The organism is Streptomyces sp. NBC_01408 (assembly GCF_026340255.1).
Lineage (GTDB): Bacteria > Actinomycetota > Actinomycetes > Streptomycetales > Streptomycetaceae > Streptomyces.
In genome coordinates this window covers 827,679-853,281 of sequence record NZ_JAPEPJ010000002.1, presented here as the reverse complement: position 1 = coordinate 853,281, position 25,603 = coordinate 827,679, and the positions used below count along the sequence as shown (strand labels likewise).

The 25,603-nt window shown below is 72.8% G+C and carries 21 protein-coding genes; 19 read left to right on the top strand and 2 right to left on the bottom strand.

Annotation, left to right across the window (positions count from 1 at the left end; all coding sequences use genetic code 11):
* The first annotated feature begins 15 nt into the window (after positions 1–15).
* The gene (locus OG447_RS25975) at positions 16–1,527 is read left to right on the top strand and encodes a carboxylesterase/lipase family protein (protein WP_266939702.1); all 1,512 of its coding nucleotides are present in this window, start codon (positions 16–18) and stop codon (positions 1,525–1,527) included.
* A 334-nt stretch (positions 1,528–1,861) separates the two neighbouring features.
* Positions 1,862–2,398: an RNA polymerase sigma factor gene (locus OG447_RS25970; protein WP_266939701.1), complete on the top strand. Its 537-nt coding sequence runs from the start codon at positions 1,862–1,864 to the stop codon at positions 2,396–2,398.
* On the opposite strand, the gene OG447_RS25965 is transcribed toward OG447_RS25970, so the two are convergent.
* On the bottom strand, positions 2,375–2,878 hold the full coding sequence (locus OG447_RS25965) for a hypothetical protein (RefSeq protein WP_266939699.1): 504 nt from the start codon (positions 2,876–2,878) through the stop codon (positions 2,375–2,377). The two genes, OG447_RS25970 and OG447_RS25965, sit on opposite strands and share 24 nt — an antisense overlap.
* Positions 2,879–3,085: 207 nt before the next feature.
* On the opposite strand from OG447_RS25965, the gene OG447_RS25960 reads away from it, so the two are divergent.
* Both OG447_RS25960 and OG447_RS25955 read left to right on the top strand, forming a co-directional pair.
* Positions 3,086–4,594, top strand: coding sequence for a class I adenylate-forming enzyme family protein (locus OG447_RS25960; RefSeq protein ID WP_266939698.1), 1,509 nt, complete (start codon positions 3,086–3,088; stop codon positions 4,592–4,594).
* Between the two features lie 137 nt (positions 4,595–4,731).
* Positions 4,732–5,394: a 4'-phosphopantetheinyl transferase gene (locus tag OG447_RS25955; protein WP_266940148.1), complete on the top strand. Its 663-nt coding sequence runs from the start codon at positions 4,732–4,734 to the stop codon at positions 5,392–5,394.
* 9 nt (positions 5,395–5,403) lie between these two features.
* Here OG447_RS25955 and OG447_RS25950 read toward each other — a convergent pair.
* A protein-coding gene (locus OG447_RS25950; protein ID WP_266939052.1) for an IS5 family transposase occupies positions 5,404–6,263 on the bottom strand; the annotation gives its coding sequence in 2 pieces (ribosomal slippage) (positions 5,404–5,918 and positions 5,918–6,263; 861 coding nt in all).
* Positions 6,264–6,364: 101 nt separating this feature from the next.
* On the opposite strand from OG447_RS25950, the gene OG447_RS25945 reads away from it, so the two are divergent.
* From OG447_RS25945 to OG447_RS25875, 15 genes are all read left to right on the top strand, one after another.
* Positions 6,365–7,615, top strand: coding sequence for a 3-deoxy-7-phosphoheptulonate synthase (locus OG447_RS25945; RefSeq protein WP_266939696.1), 1,251 nt, complete (start codon positions 6,365–6,367; stop codon positions 7,613–7,615).
* 125 nt (positions 7,616–7,740) lie between these two features.
* Positions 7,741–8,628 (top strand): alpha/beta fold hydrolase, encoded by an 888-nt coding sequence (locus tag OG447_RS25940; protein ID WP_266939695.1) that lies wholly within the window; start codon positions 7,741–7,743, stop codon positions 8,626–8,628.
* Positions 8,629–8,932: 304 nt separating this feature from the next.
* Entirely contained in the window at positions 8,933–10,537 is a 1,605-nt protein-coding gene (locus tag OG447_RS25935; RefSeq protein ID WP_266939693.1) for a class I adenylate-forming enzyme family protein, read from the top strand.
* Positions 10,538–10,542: 5 nt separating this feature from the next.
* Positions 10,543–12,216: an AMP-binding protein gene (locus tag OG447_RS25930; RefSeq protein ID WP_266939692.1), complete on the top strand. Its 1,674-nt coding sequence runs from the start codon at positions 10,543–10,545 to the stop codon at positions 12,214–12,216.
* On the top strand, positions 12,213–12,470 hold the full coding sequence (locus tag OG447_RS25925) for an acyl carrier protein (protein WP_266939691.1): 258 nt from the start codon (positions 12,213–12,215) through the stop codon (positions 12,468–12,470). The genes OG447_RS25930 and OG447_RS25925 overlap by 4 nt, the downstream gene beginning before the upstream one ends.
* On the top strand, positions 12,467–13,489 hold the full coding sequence (locus tag OG447_RS25920; protein WP_266939690.1) for a hypothetical protein: 1,023 nt from the start codon (positions 12,467–12,469) through the stop codon (positions 13,487–13,489). Before OG447_RS25925 ends, OG447_RS25920 begins: the two co-directional genes overlap by 4 nt.
* Positions 13,486–13,713, top strand: a complete 228-nt coding sequence (locus OG447_RS25915; protein ID WP_266939689.1) for a phosphopantetheine-binding protein — start codon at positions 13,486–13,488, stop codon at positions 13,711–13,713. Before OG447_RS25920 ends, OG447_RS25915 begins: the two co-directional genes overlap by 4 nt.
* A gap of 1 nt (position 13,714) precedes the next feature.
* On the top strand, positions 13,715–15,229 hold the full coding sequence (locus tag OG447_RS25910) for a class I adenylate-forming enzyme family protein (RefSeq protein WP_266939688.1): 1,515 nt from the start codon (positions 13,715–13,717) through the stop codon (positions 15,227–15,229).
* Positions 15,226–16,353: a ferritin-like domain-containing protein gene (locus OG447_RS25905; RefSeq protein ID WP_266939687.1), complete on the top strand. Its 1,128-nt coding sequence runs from the start codon at positions 15,226–15,228 to the stop codon at positions 16,351–16,353. Before OG447_RS25910 ends, OG447_RS25905 begins: the two co-directional genes overlap by 4 nt.
* A 248-nt stretch (positions 16,354–16,601) precedes the next feature.
* Complete coding sequence (locus OG447_RS25900; protein WP_266939686.1) at positions 16,602–17,102, top strand: PaaI family thioesterase; 501 nt, start codon at positions 16,602–16,604, stop codon at positions 17,100–17,102.
* On the top strand, positions 17,095–18,237 hold the full coding sequence (locus OG447_RS25895; RefSeq protein ID WP_266939685.1) for an acyl-CoA dehydrogenase family protein: 1,143 nt from the start codon (positions 17,095–17,097) through the stop codon (positions 18,235–18,237). The genes OG447_RS25900 and OG447_RS25895 overlap by 8 nt, the downstream gene beginning before the upstream one ends.
* A gap of 72 nt (positions 18,238–18,309) precedes the next feature.
* A complete protein-coding gene (locus OG447_RS25890; RefSeq protein WP_266939684.1) occupies positions 18,310–20,295 on the top strand; it encodes an FAD/NAD(P)-binding domain-containing protein in 1,986 nt (661 codons plus the stop codon).
* Positions 20,292–21,731, top strand: a complete 1,440-nt coding sequence (locus OG447_RS25885) for a lyase family protein (protein ID WP_266939682.1) — start codon at positions 20,292–20,294, stop codon at positions 21,729–21,731. The genes OG447_RS25890 and OG447_RS25885 overlap by 4 nt, the downstream gene beginning before the upstream one ends.
* A gap of 198 nt (positions 21,732–21,929) precedes the next feature.
* Positions 21,930–24,212: an anthranilate synthase component I gene (locus tag OG447_RS25880; RefSeq protein WP_266939681.1), complete on the top strand. Its 2,283-nt coding sequence runs from the start codon at positions 21,930–21,932 to the stop codon at positions 24,210–24,212.
* Entirely contained in the window at positions 24,212–25,591 is a 1,380-nt protein-coding gene (locus tag OG447_RS25875) for an AarF/ABC1/UbiB kinase family protein (protein ID WP_266939680.1), read from the top strand. The genes OG447_RS25880 and OG447_RS25875 overlap by 1 nt, the downstream gene beginning before the upstream one ends.
* Positions 25,592–25,603: the final 12 nt, after the last annotated feature.

Below are 25,603 nucleotides of genomic sequence, written 5' to 3'. Positions count from 1 at the left end.
AAGGGGCCGAGGAAGTTGGAGAGAGAACAACATCCCGAGGTACGAACCGGCCAGGGTGTGGTGAAGGGCCGGGTCGAGGACGGGATCGCCGTGTTCCGGGGGATCCCCTACGCGCGCCCGCCCTTCGGCGAGCTGCGCTTCGGCGCGCCCCGGCCCGTACGGGCGTGGGACGGCGTACGGCCCGCGCTGGAGTTCGGGCCTCCGCCGCCGCAGTACGACCGGATGAGCCCGCAGGCGGCCGCGGGCCGCCAGGAGGAGGCTCCGGACTGCCTCACGGTCAACGTGTGGTCCCCGGCGCTCGGCGCGATCGGGCTGCCCGTGATGGTGTGGTTCCACGGGGGCGCCTACGTGTTCGGCCGCTCGGCGGACCCGGTGTACGACGGGGCCCGGCTGGCCCGCCGGGACGTCGTGGTGGTCAGCTTCAACTACCGCGTGGGCATGGAGGGTTTCGGGCAGCTGGCCGGGAGCCCGGCCAACCGGGGCCTGCTCGACCAGATCGCCGCCCTGCGCTGGGTGCGGGAGAACATCGCGGCCTTCGGCGGCGAGCCCGACGACGTGACGCTCTTCGGCGAGTCGGCCGGAGCCGGGTCGATCGCGGCCCTGCTGGCGATGCCGGCGGCGGAGGGGCTGTTCCACCAGGCGGTGGCGCAGAGCGTGCCCGGTTCGTACTTCACCCCGGAGCTGGCGTCGGGCATCGCGGAGGCCGTCGGTGCGCGCGTGGGTTCGGCCGCGACCGCCGAGGCCCTGCGGGGCGGCGAACCCCACCTGCTGGTGCGGGCCGCGGACGCGGTGTTCGCGGAGCGGGCGCGGTACGCGGACCGGTGGGGCACCGTCGCCCACACGGAGACCATGTTCTCCCCGGTGGTCGACGGGGAGTCGCTGCCGTGCACCCCGTGGGAGGCGGTCGCGAAGGGCGCGGCCCGCGACCTGGCCCTGATGTTCGGTCACAACCGGGAGGAGTTCCGGCTGTTCATGGCCAAGCGGGGCGAGTTCGGTGCGGTGACGCGGGAGCGGGCCGCCGAGGCCCTGCGGGTCTTCGGGCCGGGCCCGGACGGTGAGCGGGCCTACCGCGAGGCCTACCCGGGCGCGGGCGCGGAGGAGTTGTACGAGACGGTGATGTCGGACTGGCTGTGCCGGGTGCCCACGGTGCAGTTGCTGGAGGCCCAGGCGGCCGCGGGCGGGGTGGCGTACGCCTATGAACTGCGCTGGCCCGCCCCGGTGTCCGGCGGGCGGCTGGGTTCCTGCCACGGCCTGGACGTGCCGCTGGTGCTCGGGACCCTGGACGCCCCGCTGGCGCGGCAGATGCTGGGGGACACCGCTCCGGAGGAGGCCGGCGCGCTGTCGGAGCGGATGCAGTCGGCCTGGGTACGGTTTGCGGGGTCCGGGGATCCGGGCTGGCCCGGATACCGTTCCGCGGGACGGCTGACCAAGGTGTTCGACTGCGAAGACGCGCTGCTCGGGGATCCCGTGGCCGCGTCCCGCCGGGTATGGGAGGAGCACCCCTTCGGGGCGCTGGGGCCGCGGTAGCGGCGGCGGTTTCCGGCGGGCGGCATTCCGCCCGAGTGGCCCCTTTGGAACGCTATGGGCGATACGGATCTCGCATTGCGGAAGTGATTTGGATCCGTCCAACTATCGCCGCCTGATGCTAGGGTGGCCGGTGTTGTGCAGAGTCTGAGTTCAGGCGCGACGGGGGTTGGTCGCCTGAACTTCGACTGCCCGCGGATTGTTACTCGCGGGTGAAGTGCGAAAGTGCAACGCGTCAGCAAAGTTCATGCAATAAGCACCTTTGCGTTGGCGTGCTCAACCGAATGGCGTGACGCCGCCCCCGTCCGGCGAACGGGATACCGACAATGGGGGCGCAGTGGCTGAAACCGATGTTGCGCGGACGGTTGGCTGGGATATGGAGGAACTGGCCCGGCTCGTGGAAGGCGCGCAACGGGGCGACGCCCTGGCCATGGACGAGCTGCTCGGCATCGTGGGGCCGTACGTCGGCCGAATCTGCGGGCCCGTGGCATTGCAGGACGGGGCGGACGCGGCGCAGGAGGCGCTCATCGCGGTATTCCGCAACATTCATCAGCTGAAAACGCCCGCGGCATTCCTGGGATGGGTACGCGCGATCGCCGCCCGGGAGGCCCTCAAGTACGCGAAGCAGCGCCAGCGGCAGGGTTCCTTACCACCGGACTGGGACGAGAAGCCGGTGCCCGAGGACCTCCAGCTCGCCTCGGACATCGCCGACGTCATGGGGAGGCTGGCACCCGAACACCGGGTGGTGCTGACCCTGCGCCACATCGACGGCCTGAACGAACAGGAGGTCGCGGGGGTTCTCGCGGTGCCGGTGGGGACGGTCAGGTCCCGGCTGTTCCGGGCCCGGCGCTCATTCCGTTCCGCCTGGGAGTGAGCGCGCGTCCACGCGGAGCTGGAGGCGGTCGAAGAGCATTCCGGTCCGGCGCTCGGCCCGCAGCAGGCGTATGCGGTCCACGGCCTGGCCGCCCGGGAAACGCAGGCTGCTGAAGAAGGCGAATCGCGTTCCGCCGCCCTCGGGCACGGCGGCCATTCCGCCGACCAGCGCCTTGCTCTGCATCAGGCACCAGCCCGGCCTCAGCACCACATCGAAATGCTCACGGTGTCCGAGAGAACTCACGGCCTGACCGGCCAGTCGGTCCTTCTCGGTTCCGGTAATGGTGAAGGAACGCAGGCCCGGGACAATATGCGGGAGTTCCTTTTCGAGATCGCTCGCGACGGCCCACAGCCGCTCGAACGGCACGTCAAACAGACGCTCGCCGTAACTCGGGTACTTCGAGGCGGAGGCGATGACCTTGAGGCGCCGCAACGGATCGAGTTCAACCGCCGGCCAGTCGCTGTGCAGCGGACCAGTCACTGGCTACCGCCCCCTCTGTCTCGTATGCGGGAGAGACTCTCAGCATCCCCCTGCCTGGTCAAGCTATTCGGAATACCCGCCCCGGGGCAGCCACGCGCAACAACCTTCGAGAGAAATTGGATCCGGGCGGGAGTGCATCTCCGCCACACGGCCTCTTTCCCCTCGAAGGAGCAGGATACGTGTGCATCGTACAAGGGGAGCGGCGGTATGTGGCTTACTCAGTTGCTGGAGCGCAATCGGCAGGGCTTCGGCGGGCGGGTGGCCCTGGCCGACGCACGGCGCTCGCTGACCTGGGAGCAGCTGGCCGGGCGCGTAGAAGCGCTGGCGGGACGGCTGAACGCGCGCGGGGTGCAGCGGGGGGACCGGGTGGCGGTCCTGTCGGCGGACCGTAGCGAAGTGATCGAGACCTACTTCGCGTTGGGACACCTCGGGGCGGTCTTCGTACCCCTGGACCCGAGTCTGGTCCCCGGGGAGGTCGAGGAGATCGTCGACCACGCCAAGGTCGTCGGTGTCATCGGTGAGGGAGCGCTGCTGGAACGCGCGGATCGGGGCTGGACCGCGAGCAGTTGGCGGCTGGCCTTCGAGGACCCGCTGTTCCAGGACGGGCCGGACAGCGGGGCCGGCGAGAGCGGCGGGCAGCAGGCCTTCGAACCGCACGTGCGGGCCGACGACCCCGTGGCCATCCTCTACACCTCCGCCACCGGCGGCCGCCCCAAGGGCGTGGTCGTGGACCACCGTTCGGTCAAGGACATCTCGCTCGGCTGGCTCGCGGCCACCGCCCCGCCCACCGAGGGCGTACTGGTCACCAGCGGGCCGCTGTTCCACGGGACGGTCGTGCTGGCCTTCGCCCATCTCGCCGCGGGCGCCGCCCTGGTGGTGGCCGGACCGCGGCCGCGGGACATCGTCGAGGCGGCCCGTGTCCACAAGGCGACGCACCTGTGGCTGGTGCCGGAGACCCTGCGCGCCGTGCTGGACCACCTCGCCGGACACCCGGACGAGGCCCTGCCCGATTCGCTGGCCGAGGTCCTCTACGGAGCCGCCCCGCTCCCCGTCGAGCTGTACGCGCGGGCCGCCCGCACCCTCGGATGCGGTTTCCGCCAGGTGTACGGGCTGACGGAGGCGGGCGGCCCGATCGTCACCCTCGGGCCCGGCGAACACCCCGACCCGCTCGGGGAACTGCCCGAGACACTGCCCACCGGGCAGGTCATCCCCGGGATGTCGCTGCGCATCGCGGACGAGAACGGCCGGCCGCTGCCCGCCGGGCACACCGGCGAGATCCTGGTCCGCGGCGACGGCCGGATGCGCGGCTACTGGCGCGACCCCGCGGCCACGGCGGCGGCCACCGTCATGGGCTGGCTGCGCACCGGTGACCTCGGCCGCCTCGACGGCGAGGGCCGGCTGCACCTCGTCGACCGGCTCACCGACCTCATCATCAGGAACGGCCGCAACGTCTACCCGGCCGAGATCGAGCGCGTGCTGCGCCGGCACCCCGCCGTCGCCGACGCGGCCGTCGTGCCGGTCGCCGACGGCGACGAGGGCGAGGTGCCGCTGGCGCTCGTCGTCCTGGCCCCCGGTGCCGCCGCGGACCGGACGGAGATCCTGGGCCACCTCTTCGAGCGGATGGCGGAGTACAAGGTCCCCAAGGACGTCCAGATCATCGAGGAACTCCCGCGCAACTCCACCGGCAAGGTGCAGAAGAAGCTGCTCACCGCGTGAGCCGCCGCCGGCCGAGCACGCGCCGGACCGCGCGCATGTAAGCCCGAGCACAAGTACGCCCGCGCACAAGCAAGTCCGCGCACAAGCAAGTCCGAAGACGCGAACAACCGGGAACGGGGAGGAAAGCCGTGCGATCCATGGGGACCCTGCTGACACTGCCGCGCGCCCTGACACACTTCCGGCCCCAGATACCGGGGCTCGGCTTCGGCGTCTCCTCCGTCCACGAGGGACCGCCGGTCGCCGTGCGCGAGGCCGAGCGCCGGATGGCCAGGGCCATGCCGCCCCGGCGCAGAGCCGACTTCCTGATCGGCCGCAGCGCGCTGCACCGCGCGCTGCGCTCGGCGGGGCTCACCGCGGACGCGGTGCTGTTCGAGGGGCCGCGCCCGCTGCTGCCGCCCGGGATCTCGGCGTCCATCAGCCACTCCGAAGGCGTCGCCGTCGCCGTGGCCGGTCCCTCGGACCGGTTCCGCGCGCTGGGCGTCGACGTCGAACTGACCGGCCTGCCCCTGGAAGCGGCCCACCTGGTGCTGCGCGGAGCCGAGACCGCCGTGCTCCAGCAGGCCGGTGACGCGGCCCAGCAGCGGCTGCTCGCGATGTACTCCGCCAAGGAAGCCGCCTTCAAGGCACTCAGCCCGCTCCTCGGCCCCGACCTGATCGGCCTGCGCGACCTGCGCCTCACGGCCGACGCCGACGGATACCTGGCCCATGCGACGAGCCGTCCCGAGCTGCGGATGCGCGTGAGCGTACGGCGGCTCCCGCAGGGCGTCCTGTGCTGGGCCGTGCCACAGCCACAGCACTAGGCAGTGTCTTCAAAGGGGTTTGAGCCAGAGAATCAGGGACGCGATGGTGACGGCTGCCTGGTAGGACTCGCGGGTTTTGTCGTAGCGAGTGGCGATCGCGCGGTACTGCTTGAGGCGGTTGAAGCAGCGTTCGACGACGTTGCGTTTCTTGTAGAGCTCCTTGTCGAAGGCGCACGGTCTGCCTCCGTCGCGGCCTCTGCGGGATCGGTTGGTCCTCTGGTCGCGGCGTTCGGGAATGGTGTGGCCGATCCCGCGTTTGCGCAGGTAGGCGCGTATCTTGCGGGAGCTGTAGCCCTTGTCGCCCAGGACGTGGTCCGGGCGGGTTCGGGGCCGTCCGGGCCCGGCCCGGCGGACCTGGATGGTGTCCATGACGTCCTCGAAGCGGGTGCAGTCGGCTGCGTTGCCGCCGGTGAGGACGAAGCCGAGCGGCCGGCCGCGACCATCGCAGGCCAGGTGGATTTTCGTGGTCAGTCCGCCTCGGGATCGTCCGAGGGCGTGATCACATACTTCGTCCCCCTGCTCCGCCCCTTTTTACGGGCGCCCGCAGCATGCTGATGGGCCCGCGCGACCGTGGAGTCGACCGACACCAGCCAGTCGACGTCACCGGCCGCGTCCTTCTCCGCCTGGACCGCGGCCAGCATCCGCGTGAACGTCCCGTCCAGCGCCCACCTGCGGAAACGCGTGTACAGGGTCCGCCAGGACCCGTACCGCTCCGGCACATCACGCCACGCCGACCCCGTCCGCAGCTTCCACACGATCCCGTTCAGCACCCGCCGGTCGTCCAGCCGCGGCCGCCCCGACGACGACCGCGGCAACAACGCGGACAACGCTTCCCACTCCAGATCCGACAGCTCGTGACGACGCACCATGCAACACATGATCCCCCATCAGAGCCATTTGAAGACACTGCCTAGGGCCGCGATCTGCCCCGTACCCCGCCCGCATCACCCATCACGGAGGTCATCCCGTCATGCACGCACCCACCCTGCTCGCCCCGCCGCGGCCGGCGGACTGGACGCCGTCCGACTGGCGTCTGCATCCTGCCGCCCAGCAGCCCGACTGGCCCGACCACGCCCTGCTGCGCCGGGTCCGGGCCCGCCTCGCCGGCACCGCACCGCTCGTCCAGCCCAGCGAGGTCCTGGACCTGCGCCAGGCGCTCGCCCGGGCCGCGCACGCCGAGGCCTTCGTGGTGCAGCTGGGCGACTGCGCGGAAACCTTCGAGACGCCCACCTTCGCCGGCACCGCCGCCCGGGTCGACCTGCTGCACAGCACCGCCCGGACCGTCGGCCGCGCCCTGCACCGGCCGGTGATCCCGATCGGCCGGATCGCCGGCCAGTACGCCAAGCCGCGCTCCTCGCCCACCGAACGGGTCGGTGACCTCGTACTGCCCTCCTTCCGCGGGCACCTGGTCAACGACCCGGCGCCCGATCCGGCCGCCCGCGTACCCGACGCGATGCGGCTGCTACGGGGCCACGCCCACGCCCGCGACGTGCTGGCCCTGCTGCGCGAGCTCGCCGAGTCGGGCATGGCCATGCAGGACTCGGCGGCCGGCGGCGCCCCCGCCGTGTGGACCAGCCACGAGGCGCTGCTGCTCGACTACGAGGAGCCGCTGGTGCGCCGCGATCCGGTGACCGGCAGCTGGTGCCTGACCTCCACCCACCTGCCGTGGATCGGAGCGCGCACCTGCGAGCCGGACGGCGCGCACGTACGGTTCCTGGCGGGCGTGGCCAACCCGGTCGGGGTGAAGGTCGGCCCGGGCACCGACCCGGGGCAGCTGGCCGAGCTGTGCGCCCGGCTCGACCCGGACCACCAGCCGGGACGGCTGGTCCTCATCTCCCGGATGGGCGCGGACGCGGTGCGCTCCGTACTGCCTCCCCTGGTGGAGACGGTCGCCCGGCTCGGGCACCCCGTGGTCTGGGTGTGCGACCCGGTCCACGGCAACACGTACACCAGCGGTACGGGCCACAAGACCCGGCACGTGGACGTGGTGGGCGAGGAGATCCGCGGGTTCTTCGCCGCGGTGCGCACGGCGCGCGGCTGGCCCGGCGGGATCCACCTGGAGGCCACGCCGGCCGATGTCACCGAATGCGTGGGCGGCGCACCGGGAGTTGCGGAAGGCGACCTTCCGCTGCGCTACGAGACGGCGTGCGATCCGCGCCTGAACGGTGCGCAGACCGCCCTCACGGCCCAGCTGGTCGCGGAGCTCTGCGCGACCCGCTGACCGTGGGCGCGGCGCCGCGAAAGGTTCCGATGAGTTCTCCCACATTTCCCCGCGGAACGTCTGGCGCGGTCGCCGACTCCTGACGAGCGACCCGACCACCCGACCACCCGATCCTGGGAGTTGCCATGCAGGACCGCACACCGCCGATGCCCGAACTCGAAGGCGTCCGCCACCACTACGCCGAGGTCCGGGGTGTGCGGCTGCACATCGCGGAGGCGGGCGAGGGGAAGCCCGTGGTCCTGCTCCACGGGTTCCCGCAGCACTGGTACGGATGGCGGCGGCTGATCCCGCTGCTGTCCGGCGACCACCGGCTGATCTGCGTGGACCTGCGGGGCTTCGGCTGGTCCGACGCGCCGGCCCGGGGCTACGACACCGACAGCCGGGTGGCCGACGTACTCGCCCTGATGGACGCCCTCGGACTGGAGCGGGCCGCTCTCATCGGACACGACTGGGGCGCGTGGACCGGCTTCCACCTCTGCCTGCGGGCCCCGGAGCGGTTCAGCCACTTCCTCGCGCTGAACATGCTGCACCCGTGGCCGCTGCACCGCCGCCTGATGCCGCAGTCCTGGCGGTTCTGGTACACGGCGGTGCTGGAACAGCCGCTGCTGGGCCGCTGGATGCTGCGCAACCGGCCGGCGTTCACCCGGTACCTGATGCGCAAGGGGGTCGCGGACGCGGTGGTCTGGGAGCCCGAGGTGATGGACGAGTTCGTCCGCTCCAGCCAGGAGCCGGACCGGGCCCGGGCCGGTGAGGCGCTGCACCGGGCCTTCGCGCTGCGGGACATCGCGAAACTGCTCCTCGGCAGCTTCAAGAAGTACCGGCTGACCACGCCGACGGTGATCATGGCGGGAACCCGTGACTTCATGCTGCCGCCGAGCGTCCTCTCGGGCGGCGGGCGGCACGCCGACGACCTGCGGGTCGAAGTGGTCGCCGACTGCGGGCACTACCTGCACGAGGAGCGCCCCGACCTGGTGGCCAAGACGGCCCGGCAGCTGTTCTCCGAAGGCCGCTGAGCTCCGCGTCCGGCCCGGTCGGCCCGCCCCTTCCCCGGGGCCGCTGACCGGGCCGGACGCGTTCCCGGGCACGTCACGCGGACCCGTCAGGACCGGTCAGGAAGGGCCCCGCCGGCCGGAGGTGGGCGCTCCGGAAAAATACTCGAACTCCCGTGGAGTGTGACGGCCGGATCCCGTCTCTTATCTGGTGTCGGCTGCTTCCAGTCGCTTCACGAAACCCACGAACCCCAGCGCGATGCGCCCGTGGCAGGGCGGAGTTCGCGCTGCCCGAAAGCAACAGCCAGGCCGAGCAGAGGGATGACGAATGCCCGACATATCCGCACTCAACCTCGACGTGATACCCCAGCCCACCGCGTCCCTCGGAGTGCTCCCCACCGTCGCCGCCGAGAAGAACCCCGACACGCCCTTCCTCTCCGACACCGCGTGGCGGACCTACGACGGTCCGGTGCGCAACTTCGCCGAGTTCGCTCGGGCCGTCGACGACTACGCCGACCGCCTGTGGGCGGCGGGCGTCCGCAAGGGCGACGTGGTCGCCGTGGTCCAGCGCAACCACATCGAGGTCGAGGGCGTGATGTGCGCCCTCGGCAAGATCGGCGCGCTGCCCGCGCTGCTGTCCTCCGCCATGGAGGTCGGTGAGCTGCTGGAGTGCTTCGCCCGCCTGCAGAACCCGTACCTCCTCGTCGACTCCTTCGGACTCTCCCGGCTGACCGACTCCCGGCACGCGCTGCGGCTGCTGGTGCGCAACGTGCTGTGTCTGGAGCCGACCGAGGAGAGCTGGGTCGTCCCGGTGCAGGACCGGCTGCCGCACGTGGCCAACCCGCGCGACGAGGACGAGTGGTTCGTCATCACCCACTCCTCGGGCACCACCGGAGCCCCGAAGATGGCCGCGCACTCGACCCGTTCGCTGTTCGGCATGGTCGCCCCGATGATCATGATCTTCCGGGACCAGTACTCGACCGACGACCTGAACGCCAAGCACCTGTCGTTCGTCCACGCCCGCACCTGCGCCGGCACGCTGGCCTCCCTGGAGACCGCGATGCCCGCCCTGGCCATCGCCGACCCGGACCCGGCCAACGTCAAGCGCCTGATGCTCGAACACCGCCCGACCTCCCTGGAGACGCACCCGAACGTCTACATCCAGTGGGAGTCGCTGGCCGACGACCCGGAGCGCCCCTTCCAGCACGTCGAGCGGTTCATCAGCACCTTCGACGCGATGCACCCGCGCACCGTACGGGCCCTGCTGGGCGCCTCCGAGCACCCGAACGCCCACTACTTCCAGGCGTACGGCCAGACCGAGTCCGGCCCCATCTGCCTGCGCATCGTGACCCGCGAGGAGTCCGCGGACTACTCGCCGCGCAACGTCGGCCACCCCGGCGGCGGCATGGAGATCCGCATCGTCGACGAGAACGGCCACCCGCAGCCGGCGAACACCCCCGGCGTCATCGAGACCCGCTCGCCCGGCCGCATGCGCGGCTACGTCGGCGGCGACCCGATGCCGCCGGAGGACTCCTGGTGGCCGATGGGCGACATCGGGCGCCAGCTCGACGACGGCTCCCTCGAACTGCTCGACCGCATCGTCGAGCACGTCGACGGCGTCGGCAGCCTCCTGGAGAAGGAGGACCACCTCCTGGAGGCCATGCCCGAGCTGGTCGAGCTCGTCCTGGTGAAGGCCGAGGACACGGAGGACAGCACCGTTTTCGCCGTCGCCTGCCCCCGCCCCGGCACCGCGCCCGACCCCGAACGCTTCCGCGCCGTCGCCGCCGAGGCCGGACTCCCCGACCTCCAGGTGCGCTTCTGGGAGTGGGAGGCCATGCCCGTCACCGGCTCGTACAAGGTCCGCCGGTCGGTGCTCCGCCGCAAGCTCGCCGGCCGCATCCAGCGCACCACCACGCCCGAGAAGGAGGCCTGACCGCCATGGTCCAGCTGTGGAACCTGCTCTCCGAGTCCGTCCACGACGCCACGATGCTCCACACCCCCTCCCGCCAGGAGGAGCCCGTCTCCGGACCCGCCCTGTTCTCCCGCGCGGAGCGCACCGCGGGCACCATCCTGGACGCCTGCGACGGCCGCCTCCCGCGCCGCGCCGGCCTGCTGATGGCCAACGGCGAGCCCTGGGTGCGCGGCCTGCTGGCCCTGCTCCGGCTCGACGCCGCGGCGGTGCCGCTCGCGCTGCCGGTGGCCTTCGGCGGGGCGGACGCGTACGCCGCGCACATCCAGCGGATCGCGGCCGACGCCTCCCTCGACGCCCTGCTCGTCGACGGCAGCCTCGGCGGCCGGATCGTGTCCCGCGTCGCCGCCGCCGTACCGCACCTGCCGGTCATCGACATCGCCGAACCGCCGCCGGCCGGCCGGGACCTCCCCCCGGTGCGCGGCGGCGGCGACGCCCCGGCCGTCATCCAGTACACCTCCGGCAGCACCTCGGCGCCCAAGGGCGTCGTCGTCACCCACGACAACGTCGAAGCCGGGCTCGACTCCATCGGGGACGGCACCCGGTGGGGACCCGAGGACGCGCTCGGCCAGTGGCTGCCGCTCTTCCACGACATGGGCCTGTTCACCATGCTCGCCTCGCTGCGGTACGGCACGAAGACCTCGCTGTGGCAGCCGGGCGACTTCGTCCGCCGCCCCATGCAGTGGCTCAGCGAGTTCGCCGCGTCCCGGTCCACGATCCTGCCGGCCCCGAACTTCTTCTACGACTACCTCGTCGCGGCCGCCGCCAAGGGCATCCCCGACGACCTGGACCTCTCCGCCTGGCGCTACGGCGGCAACGGTTCCGAGCCGGTCCGCCTGAGCAGCCTCGAGGCCTTCCAGCAGACCTTCGCCCCCTACGGGCTGCGGCCGCAGGTCGTGCAGCCCAACTACGGGCTCGCCGAAGCGACGCTCATCGTCAGCAGCGGCATCCCGCTGACCGGCTACCGCAGCCTGCTCGTGGACCGCTCCAGTCTGTCGGTCGGCGACCGGATCACCGAGAGCACCGAGGACGGGCCGACCGTACGCTCCGTCGTCTCCTGCGGCCCCGCCGTCGCCGGCATCGAGGTCCGCATCGGCGACGCCGAGGGCACCGCGCTGGACGACGGGACCGTGGGCGAGGTGCAGATCGGCGGCGCGCCCGTCACCTCCGGGTACCTCGGACTGCCCGCCGAACAGCAGCCGTTCACCCCCGACGGGATGCTCCGCACCGGAGACATCGGCTTCCTGCACGACCGCGAGCTCTACGTCATCGGCCGGATGAAGGCGATGGCCGTCGTCCGAGGCCAGAACTACTACGCCGAGGACGTCGAGGAGATCGTCAAGGCCACCCCCGGAGTCGACCGCCGGCACTGCGCCGCCTTCGCCTGGGACGACGACGGAGAGGAGCGCATGATCGTGATCTGGGAGACCAAGCTCGACCTGGACGCGGCCGCCGCCATCGGCGAGGCCATCCGCGCCCGGCTCATCGAACACCTGGGCCTGGGCGCCGTGGAGACCGTCGCCGTCTCCCCCCAGAGCCTTCCCTTCACCAGCTCCGGCAAGGTCAAGCGCTCCGGCGCGGCCGACCTCTACCGCGAGCAGACCAAGCCCCTCACCACCGCATCGGAAGGACGCCACCAGTGAGCGCCGACCAGACCCTGGACATCGTCGTACGCGCCCTGGCCGCCCAGGCCAACGTCCCCGCGACGGGCATCGACACCGACAAGCCCCTCTCCGCCGTCCCCGGCATCGAGTCGGTCAAGGCGCTGCGCGCGATCACCGACATCGAGGACGAGTGCGACGTCGTCATCCCCGACGACTTCCTCTTCGAGACGGCGACCGTGCGCGAGCTCGCCGAGTTCGTCTCCTCCCTGATCCCGGAGGGCAGCTCCATATGACGGTGGAGACCGCGGCGCCCGACGCGCTGCTCGGCGCCCTCGGCCGGTTCACGGCCGTACCCGAGGACATCGGGCGCTACGACACGGACGCCCGGACCGCGGCGCAGGCCCTGCGGGCCGCCCCGGAGCAGGTGGCCCAGCTCGCGGCCGAAGGACTGCCGCACGTGACCGACCCCGAGCGCGGCCCCCTGTTCGACTACGACGACCTGATGAACGTCGGCATGTTCTGCGGCACCGGGCAGACCGTCCCGGAGCTCGGCCTGCGCTTCCTGATGCGGTTCGCCGCCTCCTCCCGCAGCAGCTGGTACGCGCCCCGCGAATGGGAGATCGGGGTCCACCCCTCGCGGACCGCAGGAGGCGAGCGCGCCGGGGCCGTCACGGACCCGGGCGTACGGCTGCCCGAGGTCACCGTGCGGGTCCCCGACCTGTCGGCCCCCGGAGTGGAGCTGCTGTCGGAGCACCCCTTCGCCGACCCGGTGCGGGTGGGCGGCTACGAGGCCACCGTCCGCCTGACCGGCGCCGACCAGACCGTGCGCGACCCGCGGATCCACGAGGCCTGGAACGAGGTCGTCGAGGGCCTTGCCTCGCGCCGGGTCACCTACCAGACGGTGCCCGAGCCGCTGCGCGCCGACCACCACCGGGCCTGGGAGCTCGGCATCGCCGACTGCGTGGTGGCCTCGCGGCTGCTCGCGGACCGGCTGCGGGCGGCCGGCCTGGAGGCCACGGCCCGCCGCGGCTACCTGCTCGGCCTCTTCGGCAGCGACCACGCGTGGTGCGACGTCGTCGAGGACGGGGTGCACAAGTCCCTGGACCCGGTGTTCGCCTTCGTGGCGACCGTCGGGGACGAGCGCGGCGTCGCCGAGTCCCCCGAATTCGCCGCAGCCTGCTTCGGAAGCCGCTTCAACCGGCTGCTCCCCTGCCGCACGGACAGCGCGGAACCCCTTGTCTACTTCGACGGCGAACCCGCCCCGTACTGGGCGATGGTCGGCGTCGGTGCCCGCCCGCGGAGGAGCTCATGAGCCTGGCACGGACCCTCGTACGCAACAGCCTGGACCACCCCGCCCTCCTCGACCGGGTCACCGACGAGGCCAGCCTCGCCGGCGCCGGAGTCAACTCCGGTGAGCTGATCCGGCTCGCGCTGCACATCGAGGAGCACCTCGGCCGGGCGCTCGAGGACGAGGAGCTCCTGGAGCTCACGTCCATCCGCGCCGTTGCCGAGCTGGTAGGGAACGAGGCGGCCTGACATGTGGCTCAAGCACGTGGTGCGCCGCGGCCTGGACCGCGCCCCCGAGGCCCTCGCACTGCGCGACGGCCGCCGGGACGTCAGCTGGCGGCGGCTGCACCGGGACGTGGAGGCGCTCGCCGCCCTGCTGCGCCGGGACGTCCCGCGCGGCAGCCGCGTCCTGGTGCTCAGCGGCAACCGGGTCGAGGTGATCGAGACCTACCTGGCCTGCGCGGCCGCCGGGGTGGTGGCCGTACCGGTCAACCCGGCGCTCACCGACCGGGAGATCGGCGCGATCGTGGAGTCCGTCGAGCCGGCCGCCGCGGTGGCCGAGGCCGAGGGCCTGACCCGGCTCGGCGGCCTGTGCCCCGGGCTGCCGCTGACGGACATCGCCGGGGTGGGCGAACTCCCGGACGCCGGAGCGGATTCCATCGGCCGGGAGGGCAGCTCCCTCACCGACCCGGTGATGATCCTGCACACCTCCGCGACGACCGGTACCGCGAAGGGCGTCGTCGTCGACCAGCGCTCCTTCCAGCTGAACGCGCTGTCCTGGCTGGCCGACGTAGGGCCGCGGCCCGGCACCGTCTTCCTCAACGCGGGCCCGCTCTTCCACGGCAGCGTGGTCATCGCACTCGACCACCTCGCGGCCGGCGGCACGGTCTGCGTCCTGGACCGGTTCACCCCGCAGGGCTGCCTGGCCGCACTGGAGCGCTGGGAGGTCGAGCACGCCTTCCTGGTGCCGTCCATGGTGCGGCTGGTCCTCGACACGAGGGCACTGGCCACCACCGACCTCGGCGCGCTGCGGCTGCTGCTGCACGGCGCCGCCCCGATGCCCGCAGAGCTGGCGGCCGAGGCTCGGACACGCCTCGGCGTGGAACTGCAGACGGTGTTCGGCATCACCGAGGGCGGCGGACCGGTCATCTCCCTCGCCCCGCACGCGGCGGTCGGTGAGCCGCCCGTACCCGGCGCGGTCTGCGTCGGGCGGCCCATGCTCGGCACCGAGCTGCGGATCGCCGACAGTGACGGCCGGGAGGTCCCGGCCGGCACCATCGGCGAGCTCCAGGTCACCGGCGACGGCCTGATGCAGGGCTACTGGAAGCGCCCCGAGGCCACCGCCGAAGTGCTGCGCGACGGCTGGCTCAACACCCACGACCTCGGCTGTGTGGACGGCAGCGGCCTGGTCTGGGTGGTCGACCGCCGCAACGACCTGATCCTGCGCGGCGGACAGAACGTCTACCCGGCCGAGATCGAGCACGTCCTGCGGCAGTCGCCCTCCGTCGCCGACGTCGTCGTCGTGCCGGTGGCCTCGCCGGTCTGGGGCCAGGTCCCGGTGGCCTTCGTCGCCCCCACGGCCCCGGACGCCTTCGACGCCGCCGAACTGCTCGGGCTGTGCGTCGACGGGCTGGCCGCCTACAAGCGGCCCAGCCACTTCCTTCCGTTGGAGACCATCCCGCGCAACCCGGCCGGCAAGGCACTGCGGCCCAGGCTCCGGGAGCTGGCCCACCGGCTCATCATCGAAAGTGAGGACACCCCATGACCACAGCCGACTACACACGGCCGGAGATCCTGACGGCGCTGGCCGGCGAATGGGCTGTCCCGGTGCACGGCAACGCCGTGATCCAGTGGGACTACGACCAGCGCAACGACAAGATGGTGCGCCTGTACAAGCAGGGCAAGCAGCGCCAGTGGGACATGGACGAACGGCTCGACTGGGACCACGAGGTGGACCCCGAGGATCCACTCGGCCTGCCGGACGACTTCATCTCCATCTCGGGATCGAAGCTGTGGGACCGGCTGCCCGAGGGCGAGCGGAACATCGTCCGCAAGCACACCAGCGGCTGGCTGTACTCGCAGTTCCTGCACTCGGAGCAGGCCGCCCTGATCGCCGTGGGCAAGATCCTGCTCACCGTGAACGACCTGGACTCCAAGCTGTACGCCGCCACCCAGCTGATGGACGAGGCACGGCACGTCGAGGGGTTCAACCGCTTCCTGCACACCAAGATCGGCCTGCGCTACGGGCTCTCCCCGTCCATCGCCGCGATGTTCGAGCACGCCATGCGCGAACCGCGCTGGGACTTCGGCGTGCTGGCGGCGCACATCCTCGTGGAGAACATGGGCCTGGCCACCTTCGGGGTGCACCGCGAGCGGCTGAAGGACCCGCTGGCCCGGGCGTTCAGCGCCTACGTGGCCCGTGACGAGGCCCGCCACGTGGCCTTCGGCCGGCTGCTGCTGCGCGAGTACTACCCGCAGCTCAGCGACGCGGAACTGAAGGAGCGCGAGGACTTCGTCGTCGAGGGCTGCTGGGCGCTGCGCGACCGGTACGTCGACGACGACATCTGGAACACCCTCGGCTACGGCGAGGAGGCCATCAAGGCCTCCCGCCGCTCGCCCGCCAAGCGCGAGTTCCGCCGCCTGGTGTTCATGCGGATCGTGCCGGGCCTCAAGGAGATCGGCATGTTCGGCCCGCGGGTGCAGGAGGCGCTGCAGAAGATGGGCGTGCTCGGCTTCCAGTCCGTGGACGAGGCCGCCCTGCGCGAACTGGACGACAAGGCGGCCGTGGACGAACTGACCCGGCGCGAGATGGACTTCCGCCGCCGCGACATCGCCTCCGTCGTCGAACTCGGCTCGGCCACCCCGGACGGCGCTCCCGCCGCCTCCTGAACCGGTCCGCCGCGGCGCCGGGAACGCCGGCCCCCGTCCGGTCCCCGGCGCCGCGGCGGACCCGCCCGGCCCGTTCCGTACCGCCCACCCCGGCCCGCCTGCCCGTCCCCGTACCACCCGTTCTGTACCGCCCACCCCGGCCCGCCTGCCCGGGCCTGTGCCGCCTACCGGGGCCCGTCCCGCGATCCGCGGGACGCCCTTGTGCCCTGCCGCCCTGTTCCCGCCTCTGGACCAGCGGAGAAACCGCCATGCTCGAAGCCACCCTGCCCCCTGCCCGGTCCGGCCGTATGCGCGGACTCGCGGCGCCCGATGCCGACACCAGCGGACGGAGGACGCTGACCGGCCTGGCCGACGGAAGCGTGTCCGACCCGCCGGCCGCACACACCCTCGCCCTGCCGCCGGCGACCTCCTGGCTGCCCGGCCTGATCACCTGCGAGACGGAGTTCGACGAGAACCTGACGCTGACCCCCGGAGTCGTCTTCGGCGGCTGGATCGCCTGCCTCGTCGACCACTTCGCGGGCCTGGTGATGCTGTCGGCGATCCCCGACGGGTCGGGCTTCCTGACCGCCGGCCTGTCCGTCGCCTACCACGCGCCGCTGGTACCGGGACCGGTGACCGTCGAGACCGTGCTGACCAGCTGCTCGACCCGTCGTGCCGTCGCCGAGGTGCGCTTCGTACAAGGCGGCCGGCTCGCCTGCACCGGGACCGTCGAGCAGATCATCCACCGGAGCGGGAGCAGCCGTGCGTGAAAGTGAACTGACCTCGGAGCACCTGGACTTCAGGGACATGGTGCGCGAGTTCGTCGAGAGGGAGATCGTCCCCTTCCACGCCGACTGGGAGCGAGCCGGACTGGTCGACCGCGAGGTGTGGCGCTCCGCCGGGAAGCTCGGGCTGCTCGGCATCGACGTGCCCGAGGAGTACGGGGGCGGGGGAGTGCGCGACTTCCGCTACCAGGCGATCATCAGCGAGGAGATCATGCGGGTCGGCGCCACCGGCGTCGGGTTCGCCCTCCACAACGACGTGGTCGCCCCGTACCTGCTGGACCTCGCCACGGAGGAGCAGAAACGGCGCTGGCTGCCTGGCTTCTGCTCGGGCGAGCTGATCACGGCCATCGCGATGACCGAACCGGAGGCCGGCAGCGATCTGCAGGCCGTCCGCACCTCGGCCCGCCGGGACGGCGACCACTACGTGCTCAGCGGCGCGAAGACCTTCATCACCAACGGCATCCACGCCGACCTGGTGATCGTGGTGGCCAGGACCGAGCCCGGCCGCGGCGCGCGGGGCCTGAGCCTGCTGGTGGTCGAGCGCGGCATGGCCGGGTTCGAGCGCGGCCGCAAGCTGGAGAAGATCGGCATGGCCGCGCAGGACACGGCCGAGCTGTTCTTCGACGAGGTGCGGGTACCGGTGGCGAACCTGCTGGGCCGGGCCGGACGCGGCTTCCTGTACCTGGCCAACAACCTGCCCCAGGAGCGGCTCGGCATCGCCGCGTACGCCGTGGCCGCGGCCGAGACCGCCTTCGCGCAGACCCTCGCCTACTGCAAGTCGCGCAGCCAGTTCGGCCGGGCGATCGGCTCCTTCCAGCACATCCGCTTTGAACTCGCGGAAATGGCGACCGAGTTGGACGTCGCCCGGACCTACGTGGACCGGGCGGTCGCGGAGCACAACGCCGGCCGCCTCGACGCGGTGGCCGCCGCCAAGGCCAAGTGGTGGGCCACCGACGTCCAGCGCCGCGTCCTGGACCGCTGCGTGCAACTGCACGGCGGCTACGGCTTCATGCGCGAGACCCCCGTGGCCAGGGCCTTCGTCGACAACCGCGTGCACCCGATCTACGGCGGCACCAACGAAGTCATGAAGGAAATCATCGGCCGCGACCTCGGCGTCTAGGGGGACACCCCCCATCCCGGGCACCCCGCCACCCGCCACACCCCAACTTGCCCGCCGGAACGGAGAATTTACGTGAGCGACAGACAGCTGGAGGTCTGCATCATAGGCGCCGGCCCACGAGGCCTCTCGGTGCTGGAGCGGCTCTGCGCGGACGCGCGGGAGCGGGCCGCGGGCACCGCCGTCGCGGTCCACGTCGTGGACCCGGCCCGCCCTGGAGCGGGCAGCGTCTGGCGCACCCGGCAGTCGCACCACCTGCTGATGAACACGGTCGCCTCGCAGGTGACCCTGTTCACCGACCCGAGCGTGGAGATGGCCGGCGTACCCGCCCCGGGCCCCAGCCTCTACGAGTGGGCGCGCGACCTCACCGACGCGGGCCCGGCGCACCCGACGGACCCGGCCTACGACGACCAGGTGCTGGCCGAGGCCAGGGACCTGACGCCCGACTCCTACCCGACGCGCGCCTTCTACGGCCACTACCTGGAGTGGGTGTTCCGCCGCGTGGTGCGCACCGCCCCGCCGCTGCTCACCGTCACCGTGCACCCCCTGCGCGCGGTCCGCCTGCACGACGAGGACGACGGCCGGCAGTGCGTCACCCTCGCCAACGGCACCCGCATCCGCGGACTCGACGCCGTGGTCATGGCGCAGGGACACCTGCCGCTCACCCCGGACGACGGAGAACTGCGGCTCGCGGAGTTCGCCCGGGCGCACGGGCTGCGCCACGTCCGTCCGGCCAACCCGGCCGACACCGAGCTGTCGGCGGTCGCCCCCGGGGAGCCGGTCGCCCTGCGCGGTCTCGGCCTCAACTTCTTCGACCACATGGCGCTGTTCACCCTCGGCCGGGGCGGCACCTTCGACCGTCGCGACGGGGCCCTGGTGTACCGCCCGTCGGGCCGCGAACCCCGGCTGTACGCGGCCTCGCGGCGCGGGGTCCCGTACCACTCGCGGGGCCGCAACCAGAAGGGGGCGCACGGCCGCCACCACTCCTGGCTGCTGACCCCCGCCAAGCTGGCGCAGCTTCGGGAGGCCGCGGACCGCGGCGGCCTCGACTTCTCCCGTGACCTGTGGCCGCTGATCGCCAAGGAGGTCGAGACCGTCTTCTACGCGGCGCTGCTGGCCCGGAGGACGGACCCGGAGGCGGTGCTGCGGTTCCGGCGGAGCACCCTCGCGCGGCCGTGGGGCTCCGCCGAAGAGGCCGACGTACTGGACGAGTTCGGCATCGGCCCCGAGGACCGCTGGGACTGGAAGCACATCGCCCGCCCGTACGGCGACCGGTCCTTCCGCGACGCCGACGACTACCGGACGTGGCTGCTGGAGACCCTGCGCCGGGACCTCGCCGAATCCGAGGCGGGCAACGTCGACGGCCCGCTGAAGGCGGCCCTGGACGTGCTTCGCGACCTGCGCAACGAGATCCGGCTGGCCGTGGACCACGGCGGGCTCGCCGGCCGGTCCCACCGCGAGGACCTGGACGGCTGGTACACCCCGCTCAACGCGTTCCTGTCCATCGGGCCGCCGCCCCGCCGCGTCGAGGAGATGATCGCCCTCATCGAGGCCGGTGTGCTGCGGATCCTCGGACCCGGCATGCGGGTGGAACCCGACGAACGGGCCGGGGTGTTCGCCGTCGAATCGCCCGAGGTCCCCGGATCGCGCACCGAGGTCACCACCCTGGTCGAAGCCCGGCTGCCGGAGCCCGACCTGCGGCGCACCGCCGATCCGCTGCTGCGGTACCTGGCCGCCACCGGCGCCTGCCGCCCGTACGAGATCCGCGACCCGCGCCACGGCGCCCACCAGACGGGCGGCGTGGCCGTCACCGAGCGTCCGTACCGGCTGATCTCCGCGGACGGCCGGGCCCATCCGCGGCGCTTCGCCTACGGGGTGCCCACCGAGGCCGTGCACTGGGTGACGGCCGCGGGCATCCGTCCCGGCGTGAACTCGGTGACCCTCGGCGACTCCGACGCCATCGCCCTGGCCCTGCTCGGACTCGCCGCCCCCGTACCCGTACCCGCGCACGCCACGGCGACGGCACCGGCCGCCTCCGCCCCGGGCTGGGAGGGCCCGTGACCACGCCCCGGCCGGGCTGGGACCCGGCACTGGACACCGGCCTGCTGTCGCCCGTACGGGCGGGCAGCGCGGCGGAGGCGGCGACCTGTGACGCCGCCTTCCTCCAGGCCATGCTCGACGCGGAGGCCGCGCTGGCCCGGGCGCAGGTCCGGCTCGGGACGGTGCCCGCCACGGCGGCCGAAGCCGTCACGGCCGCCGCCCGGGCGGACCTCTTCGACCTGCGCGAGGTCGCGGTGCGCGCCCGCGAGGCCGCCAACCCGGTGGTCGCACTCGTGGGGATGCTCGCAAAGGCGGTGGCCCGCAAGGACCCGGAAGCCGCGCACTACGTGCACCAGGGATCCACCAGCCAGGACGTCCTCGACACCGCGCTGATGCTGGTCGCGGCCCGCACCACCGACCTGATCCTGGCCGACCTGGACCGCACGGCCACGGCCCTGGCCGCGCTCGCCCGGCGCCACCGCGACACCCTGACGGCCGCGCGCACCCTGGGCCAGCACGCGGTGCCCACCACCTTCGGGCTCAAGGCGGCCGGCTGGCTCCAGGCCGTACTGGACGCGGAGGAACGGCTGCGCCGGGTCCGGGAGGACGGCCTGCCCGTCCAACTGGGCGGCGCGGCGGGCACGATGGCCGGATACCTCGAGTACGCCCGGCTGTACGCCCCGGGCAGCGCGGCGCAGGACACGGCCGCGTACGCCCAGCGGCTGCCGTCGGCCGTCGCCGCCGAACTGGGCCTCGCGGACCCGCTCGTGCCCTGGCACACGGTGCGCACCCCGCTCGCCGACCTGGCCGCCGCGCTGTCCCTGACGGCCGCGGGCCTCGGTACCCTCGCCGCCGACGTCCAGCTGCTGTCCCGGACCGAGACCGCCGAGGTCACCGAAGCGGCCGCCGAGGGCCGGGGCTCCTCCTCCGCCATGCCGCACAAGCGCAACCCGGCGCTGGCGGCGCTCATCCGGTCCGCCGCCTACCAGGTGCCCGGGCTGGCGGGCACCCTCGCCCAGGTCGCCGTCACCGACGACGAACGGCCCGCGGGAGCCTGGCACGCCGAGTGGGAGACGCTCCGCGCGCTCCTGCGGCTCACCGGCGGGGCCGCCGCCACCGCCGTGGAACTGGCCGGGGGACTCACCGTGCACCCCGAGCGGATGCGCGCCAACCTCGACCTCACCGGCGGCCGGGTGGTCTCCGAGCGGCTCGCCGCCGTGCTCTCCCCGGAACTGGGCCGGGCCGCCGCCAAGCAGCTGGTGGCCGCGGCGTCGGCGCGTGCCGCCGGGACCGGACAGCACCTGGCCGACGTACTCGCCGCGGCACCCGAACTCGCCGGGCGCCACAGCGCGCACTCGCTGCGCGAGCTGTGCGATCCCGCCCGGTACACCGGGGCCGCCGCAGTCCTCGTCGACCGGGTCCTGGCCCGCTTCCACGCCACCCGCGGCTGCGGCTGACCTAGTGCTGTGGCCGGAAAGGTTCACCGGGTCGCGCCGCCCGGCACGGCACCTCGCCGCGTTGTCGGACCGCGCCGGTACGTCCAGTACGAGCCGCGGCCCTCCGCCTTGCGATGCACCGCACCGGACGACGCGACCCGGCAAACCTTTCCGGCCACAGCACTAGGTCCTCCAACGATGCAGAAGGACGAACACACGATGACGGCAATGACGCGGCGGACGCCCACGACCCGGCGATGGACCACCCCCATCGGGGTGGAGGTGACCCGGCGCTCGCACGACCTGGACCCGGCCGCGGCCGAAGCCGAGCTGGCCGGCCTGGAGGAGGCCCTCGACGCGCGGCGCGGCCTGCTGATGTCGGGACGCTCCGAACAGCCGGGCCGCTACCGGCCCTTCGACCTGGGCCACGTCGATCCGCCGGTGGAGGTGACCGCCGTCGGCGACCGCGTGTACGCGCGCGCCCTCAACGAGCGCGGCCGCGTCCTGCTCCCCGCCCTCGCCGAGGCCCTGCTCCCGCACGGTGCACGGTGGGACGCGGGGGAACACGTGGTGAGCGCGGACATCGGCGAGACCCGCAGCCTGGTCACGGAGGAGGACCGGACCCGCCGCCCCTCCGTCCTGAACGTCCTGCGCACGCTCGTCACCGGCCTCGCCAGCCCCGAGGACCCCGTCTGGGGCCTGTACGGGGCCTTCGGCTACGACCTCGTCCTGGGCTTCGACCCGGTCCCCCTGCACCAGGACCGCGACCCGCGGGACCGCACCATGGTCCTGCACCTGCCGGACACGGTCCTGGAGATCGACCGGCGGCGCTCCACCGCGACCCGCCACGACTACGAGTTCGCGTATGCGGGCCGCTCCACCGCCGGCCTCGCCCGGGCCACGCCCGCCGCCCCGTACGGACCCCCGGCCGAACCCGCCGCCTACCGCGACCACGCGCCGGGCGAGTACGCGCAGCTGGTGCGCCGCGCCCAACAGCACTTCCGCGACGGGGAGATGTTCGAGGCCGTCCCCGGCCAGAGCTTCCACCGCCCCAGCGCCTCGGCACCCTCCGAGGTCTTCCGCCGGCTCCGCTCACGCAATCCCGCGCCCTACGGGCTGCTGATGAACCTGGCCGCGGGGGAGCACCTGGTCGGGGCCTCGCCGGAGATGTTCGTCCGGGTCGACCCGCGGTCCCGGGCGGTCGAGTCCTGCCCGATCAGCGGCACCATCGCGCGCGGCGGCAACCCCCTGGAGGACGCCGAGCAGGTCCGCACCCTGCTCGACTCCCGCAAGGAGGAGTCCGAGCTGACCATGTGCACCGACGTGGACCGCAACGACAAGGCGCGGGTCTGCGAACCGGGCAGCGTGCAGGTGCTGGCCCGCCGCCAGATCGAGCTGTACTCCACGCTCATCCACACGGTCGACCACGTACGCGGCCGGCTGCGCGGCGACCGCGACGCGCTGGACGCCTTCCTCACCCACATGTGGGCCGTCACCGTCACCGGGGCCCCGAAGCGCGCCGCCATCGCCTTCATCGAGGCGAACGAGCGCAGCCCGCGCCGCTGGTACGGCGGAGCCGTCGGCCGCATCGGCTTCGACGGGGGCCTGGACACGGCCCTGACCCTGCGCACCATCCAGATCCGGGACGGCATTGCCACCGTACGGGCGGGCGCCACCCTGCTGTTCGACTCCGACCCGGAGGCGGAGGAGAGCGAGACGGTCCTCAAGGCCTTCGCGCTGATCGACGCCGTGGAGAACCCGACCCCCGCGATCCCGGCCGCCTCCGCTCCGGCGCCGGCGTCCGCGTCTGCCGCGCCGCACCGCTCACGCGGCGGCCCGCACGGCCCGGTGGCGGGCTCCGCCGCGGATTCCGGCCGGCCCCGGCGGGTCCTGCTCGTCGACCACCAGGACTCCTTCGTCCACACCCTGGCCGACTACTTCCGCCAGACGGGCGCCGAGGTCGTCACCTACCGTGCGGGCTTCCCGCCGGAGCTGCTCGACGGTCTCGCCCCCGACCTGCTGGTGCTCTCGCCCGGACCCGGCCGCCCCGCGGACTTCGGGATGTCGGCTCTGCTCGACGCCGCACTGGTACGGGGACTGCCCGTGTTCGGGGTGTGCCTCGGCCTCCAGGGCCTGGTGGAGCACTTCGGCGGCACCCTCGGCGTCCTGCCGCTCCCGGTCCACGGCAAACCCTCGCCGGTCGACGTACTCGACGGAGGCGGCACCGTGTTCAAGAACCTGCCCGCGCGGATCCACGCGGGGCGCTACCACTCGCTGTACGCCGAACCGGGCACGCTGCCCGAGGTGTTCGACGTGACGGCCTGCACCCCGGACGGAACCGTGATGGCCATCGAACACCGTGAACTGCCCATCGCCGCAGTCCAGTTCCACCCCGAATCCATCATGACGACGGGGAACGGAGCCGGCCACACGCTGATCGCCAACGCGGTCGCCGGCCTCACCCGCGCCGCGTCGCCCCGAGTCGGCGCCGGGAGCCTGTGATGACGTACCGCAAGGACGAGTACGAGGCCGCGGACGACGGCCGGCGCGCCCCGGCCCGGCGGCCGGCCCGCGACATCCCCCGTTCCCCCTTCACCCGCAACGCCCGGCTGGCCTCGCTGCCCATCGGCTTCGCAGGCCGCAGCGCCCTGCGCATCGGCAAGCGGCTGCTGGGACAGCCGGTCGAGCGGATCACCGGCGAACTCCAGCGCCGCACCGCCGAGCACCTGTTCCGCGTACTGGGTGAACTCAAGGGCGGCGCCATGAAGTTCGGGCAGATGCTGTCCGTGTTCGAGGCGGCCCTGCCCCCGGAGGTCATCGGCCCCTACCGGGCCGCCCTCACCATGCTCCAGGACGCCGCGCCCGCGCTGCCCGCCGCGCGCGTCCACGCCGTGCTCGCCGCCGAACTGGGCCCCGACTGGCGCGAGCGGTTCACCTCCTTCGACGACGAACCGGCCGCTGCCGCGTCCATCGGACAGGTGCACCGGGCGGTGTGGAAGGACGGCCGCCCGGTGGCGGTCAAGGTCCAGTACCCGGGCGCGGGGGAGGCGCTGCTCGGCGACTACAACCAGCTCGGCCGCCTGATGAAGCTCTTCTCCATCGTCACGCCCGGCCTCGACGTCGAGCCGATGCTCGACGAACTCCGCGAACGGGTCGCCGAGGAGCTGGACTACCGCCTGGAGGCGGCGGCCCAGCAGGCGTTCGGCGAGGCCTACCGCGGGGACAAGGAGGTCCTCGTCCCCGAGGTGGTCGACTTCAGCGAGCGGGTGCTCGTCACCGAATGGATGGACGGCACCCCGCTGTCGGCCGTCATCCGGGAGGGGGTGCAGGCGGAGCGCGACGACGCGGGGCTCAAGTACGCCCGGTTCCTGTTCTCCGGCCCCGAACGCGCCGGGTACCTGCACGCCGACCCCCACCCGGGAAACTTCCGGATGCTGGCGGACGGCCGGCTCGGGGTCATCGACTTCGGCGCGGTCAAACACCTCCCGGACGGGTTCCCGGTCTCCCTGGGCACCCTCAGCCGGCTCGCCCAGAAGGGCGACTGGTCGGGTGCGCACGAACTCCTCGTCGAGGAGGGGTTCCTGCGGCCGGGGGCCGAGCAGGACGACACCGCGCTCGCCTCCTTCCTGGTGCCCATCGCGACGCCGTCGCAGGACGAGACCTACCGCTTCACCCGCGAGTGGCTGCGCGAGGAAGTGGTGCAGGCCGTCGACCGGGGTCCGGGCAGTCTGCTGCGCCGCTTCAACCTGCCGCCCTCGTACGTGCTGGTGAACCGGGTCGTCGGCGCGGCCACCGCCGTCCTGTGCCAGCTGGAGTGCGAACTGCCCTTCCGCGCGGAGGCCGTCCGCTGGCTGCCCGGTTTCGCGGACCCGCAGGACTGAGCCGCCGGGCGG

What these genes read in the sequence shown, in the direction of transcription:
- OG447_RS25915 (WP_266939689.1), top strand. Translation starts at nt 13,486, where the DNA reads ATGAGCCTGGCACGGACCCTCGTACGCAACAGCCTGGACCACCCCGCC.
- OG447_RS25900 (WP_266939686.1), top strand. Translation starts at nt 16,602, where the DNA reads ATGCTCGAAGCCACCCTGCCCCCTGCCCGGTCCGGCCGTATGCGCGGA.
- OG447_RS25930 (WP_266939692.1), top strand. Translation starts at nt 10,543, where the DNA reads ATGGTCCAGCTGTGGAACCTGCTCTCCGAGTCCGTCCACGACGCCACG.
- OG447_RS25935 (WP_266939693.1), top strand. Translation starts at nt 8,933, where the DNA reads ATGCCCGACATATCCGCACTCAACCTCGACGTGATACCCCAGCCCACC.
- OG447_RS25910 (WP_266939688.1), top strand. Translation starts at nt 13,715, where the DNA reads ATGTGGCTCAAGCACGTGGTGCGCCGCGGCCTGGACCGCGCCCCCGAG.
- OG447_RS25955 (WP_266940148.1), top strand. Translation starts at nt 4,732, where the DNA reads ATGGGGACCCTGCTGACACTGCCGCGCGCCCTGACACACTTCCGGCCC.
- OG447_RS25880 (WP_266939681.1), top strand. Translation starts at nt 21,930, where the DNA reads ATGACGGCAATGACGCGGCGGACGCCCACGACCCGGCGATGGACCACC.
- OG447_RS25905 (WP_266939687.1), top strand. Translation starts at nt 15,226, where the DNA reads ATGACCACAGCCGACTACACACGGCCGGAGATCCTGACGGCGCTGGCC.
- OG447_RS25960 (WP_266939698.1), top strand. Translation starts at nt 3,086, where the DNA reads ATGTGGCTTACTCAGTTGCTGGAGCGCAATCGGCAGGGCTTCGGCGGG.
- OG447_RS25875 (WP_266939680.1), top strand. Translation starts at nt 24,212, where the DNA reads ATGACGTACCGCAAGGACGAGTACGAGGCCGCGGACGACGGCCGGCGC.
- OG447_RS25945 (WP_266939696.1), top strand. Translation starts at nt 6,365, where the DNA reads ATGCACGCACCCACCCTGCTCGCCCCGCCGCGGCCGGCGGACTGGACG.
- OG447_RS25920 (WP_266939690.1), top strand. Translation starts at nt 12,467, where the DNA reads ATGACGGTGGAGACCGCGGCGCCCGACGCGCTGCTCGGCGCCCTCGGC.
- OG447_RS25940 (WP_266939695.1), top strand. Translation starts at nt 7,741, where the DNA reads ATGCAGGACCGCACACCGCCGATGCCCGAACTCGAAGGCGTCCGCCAC.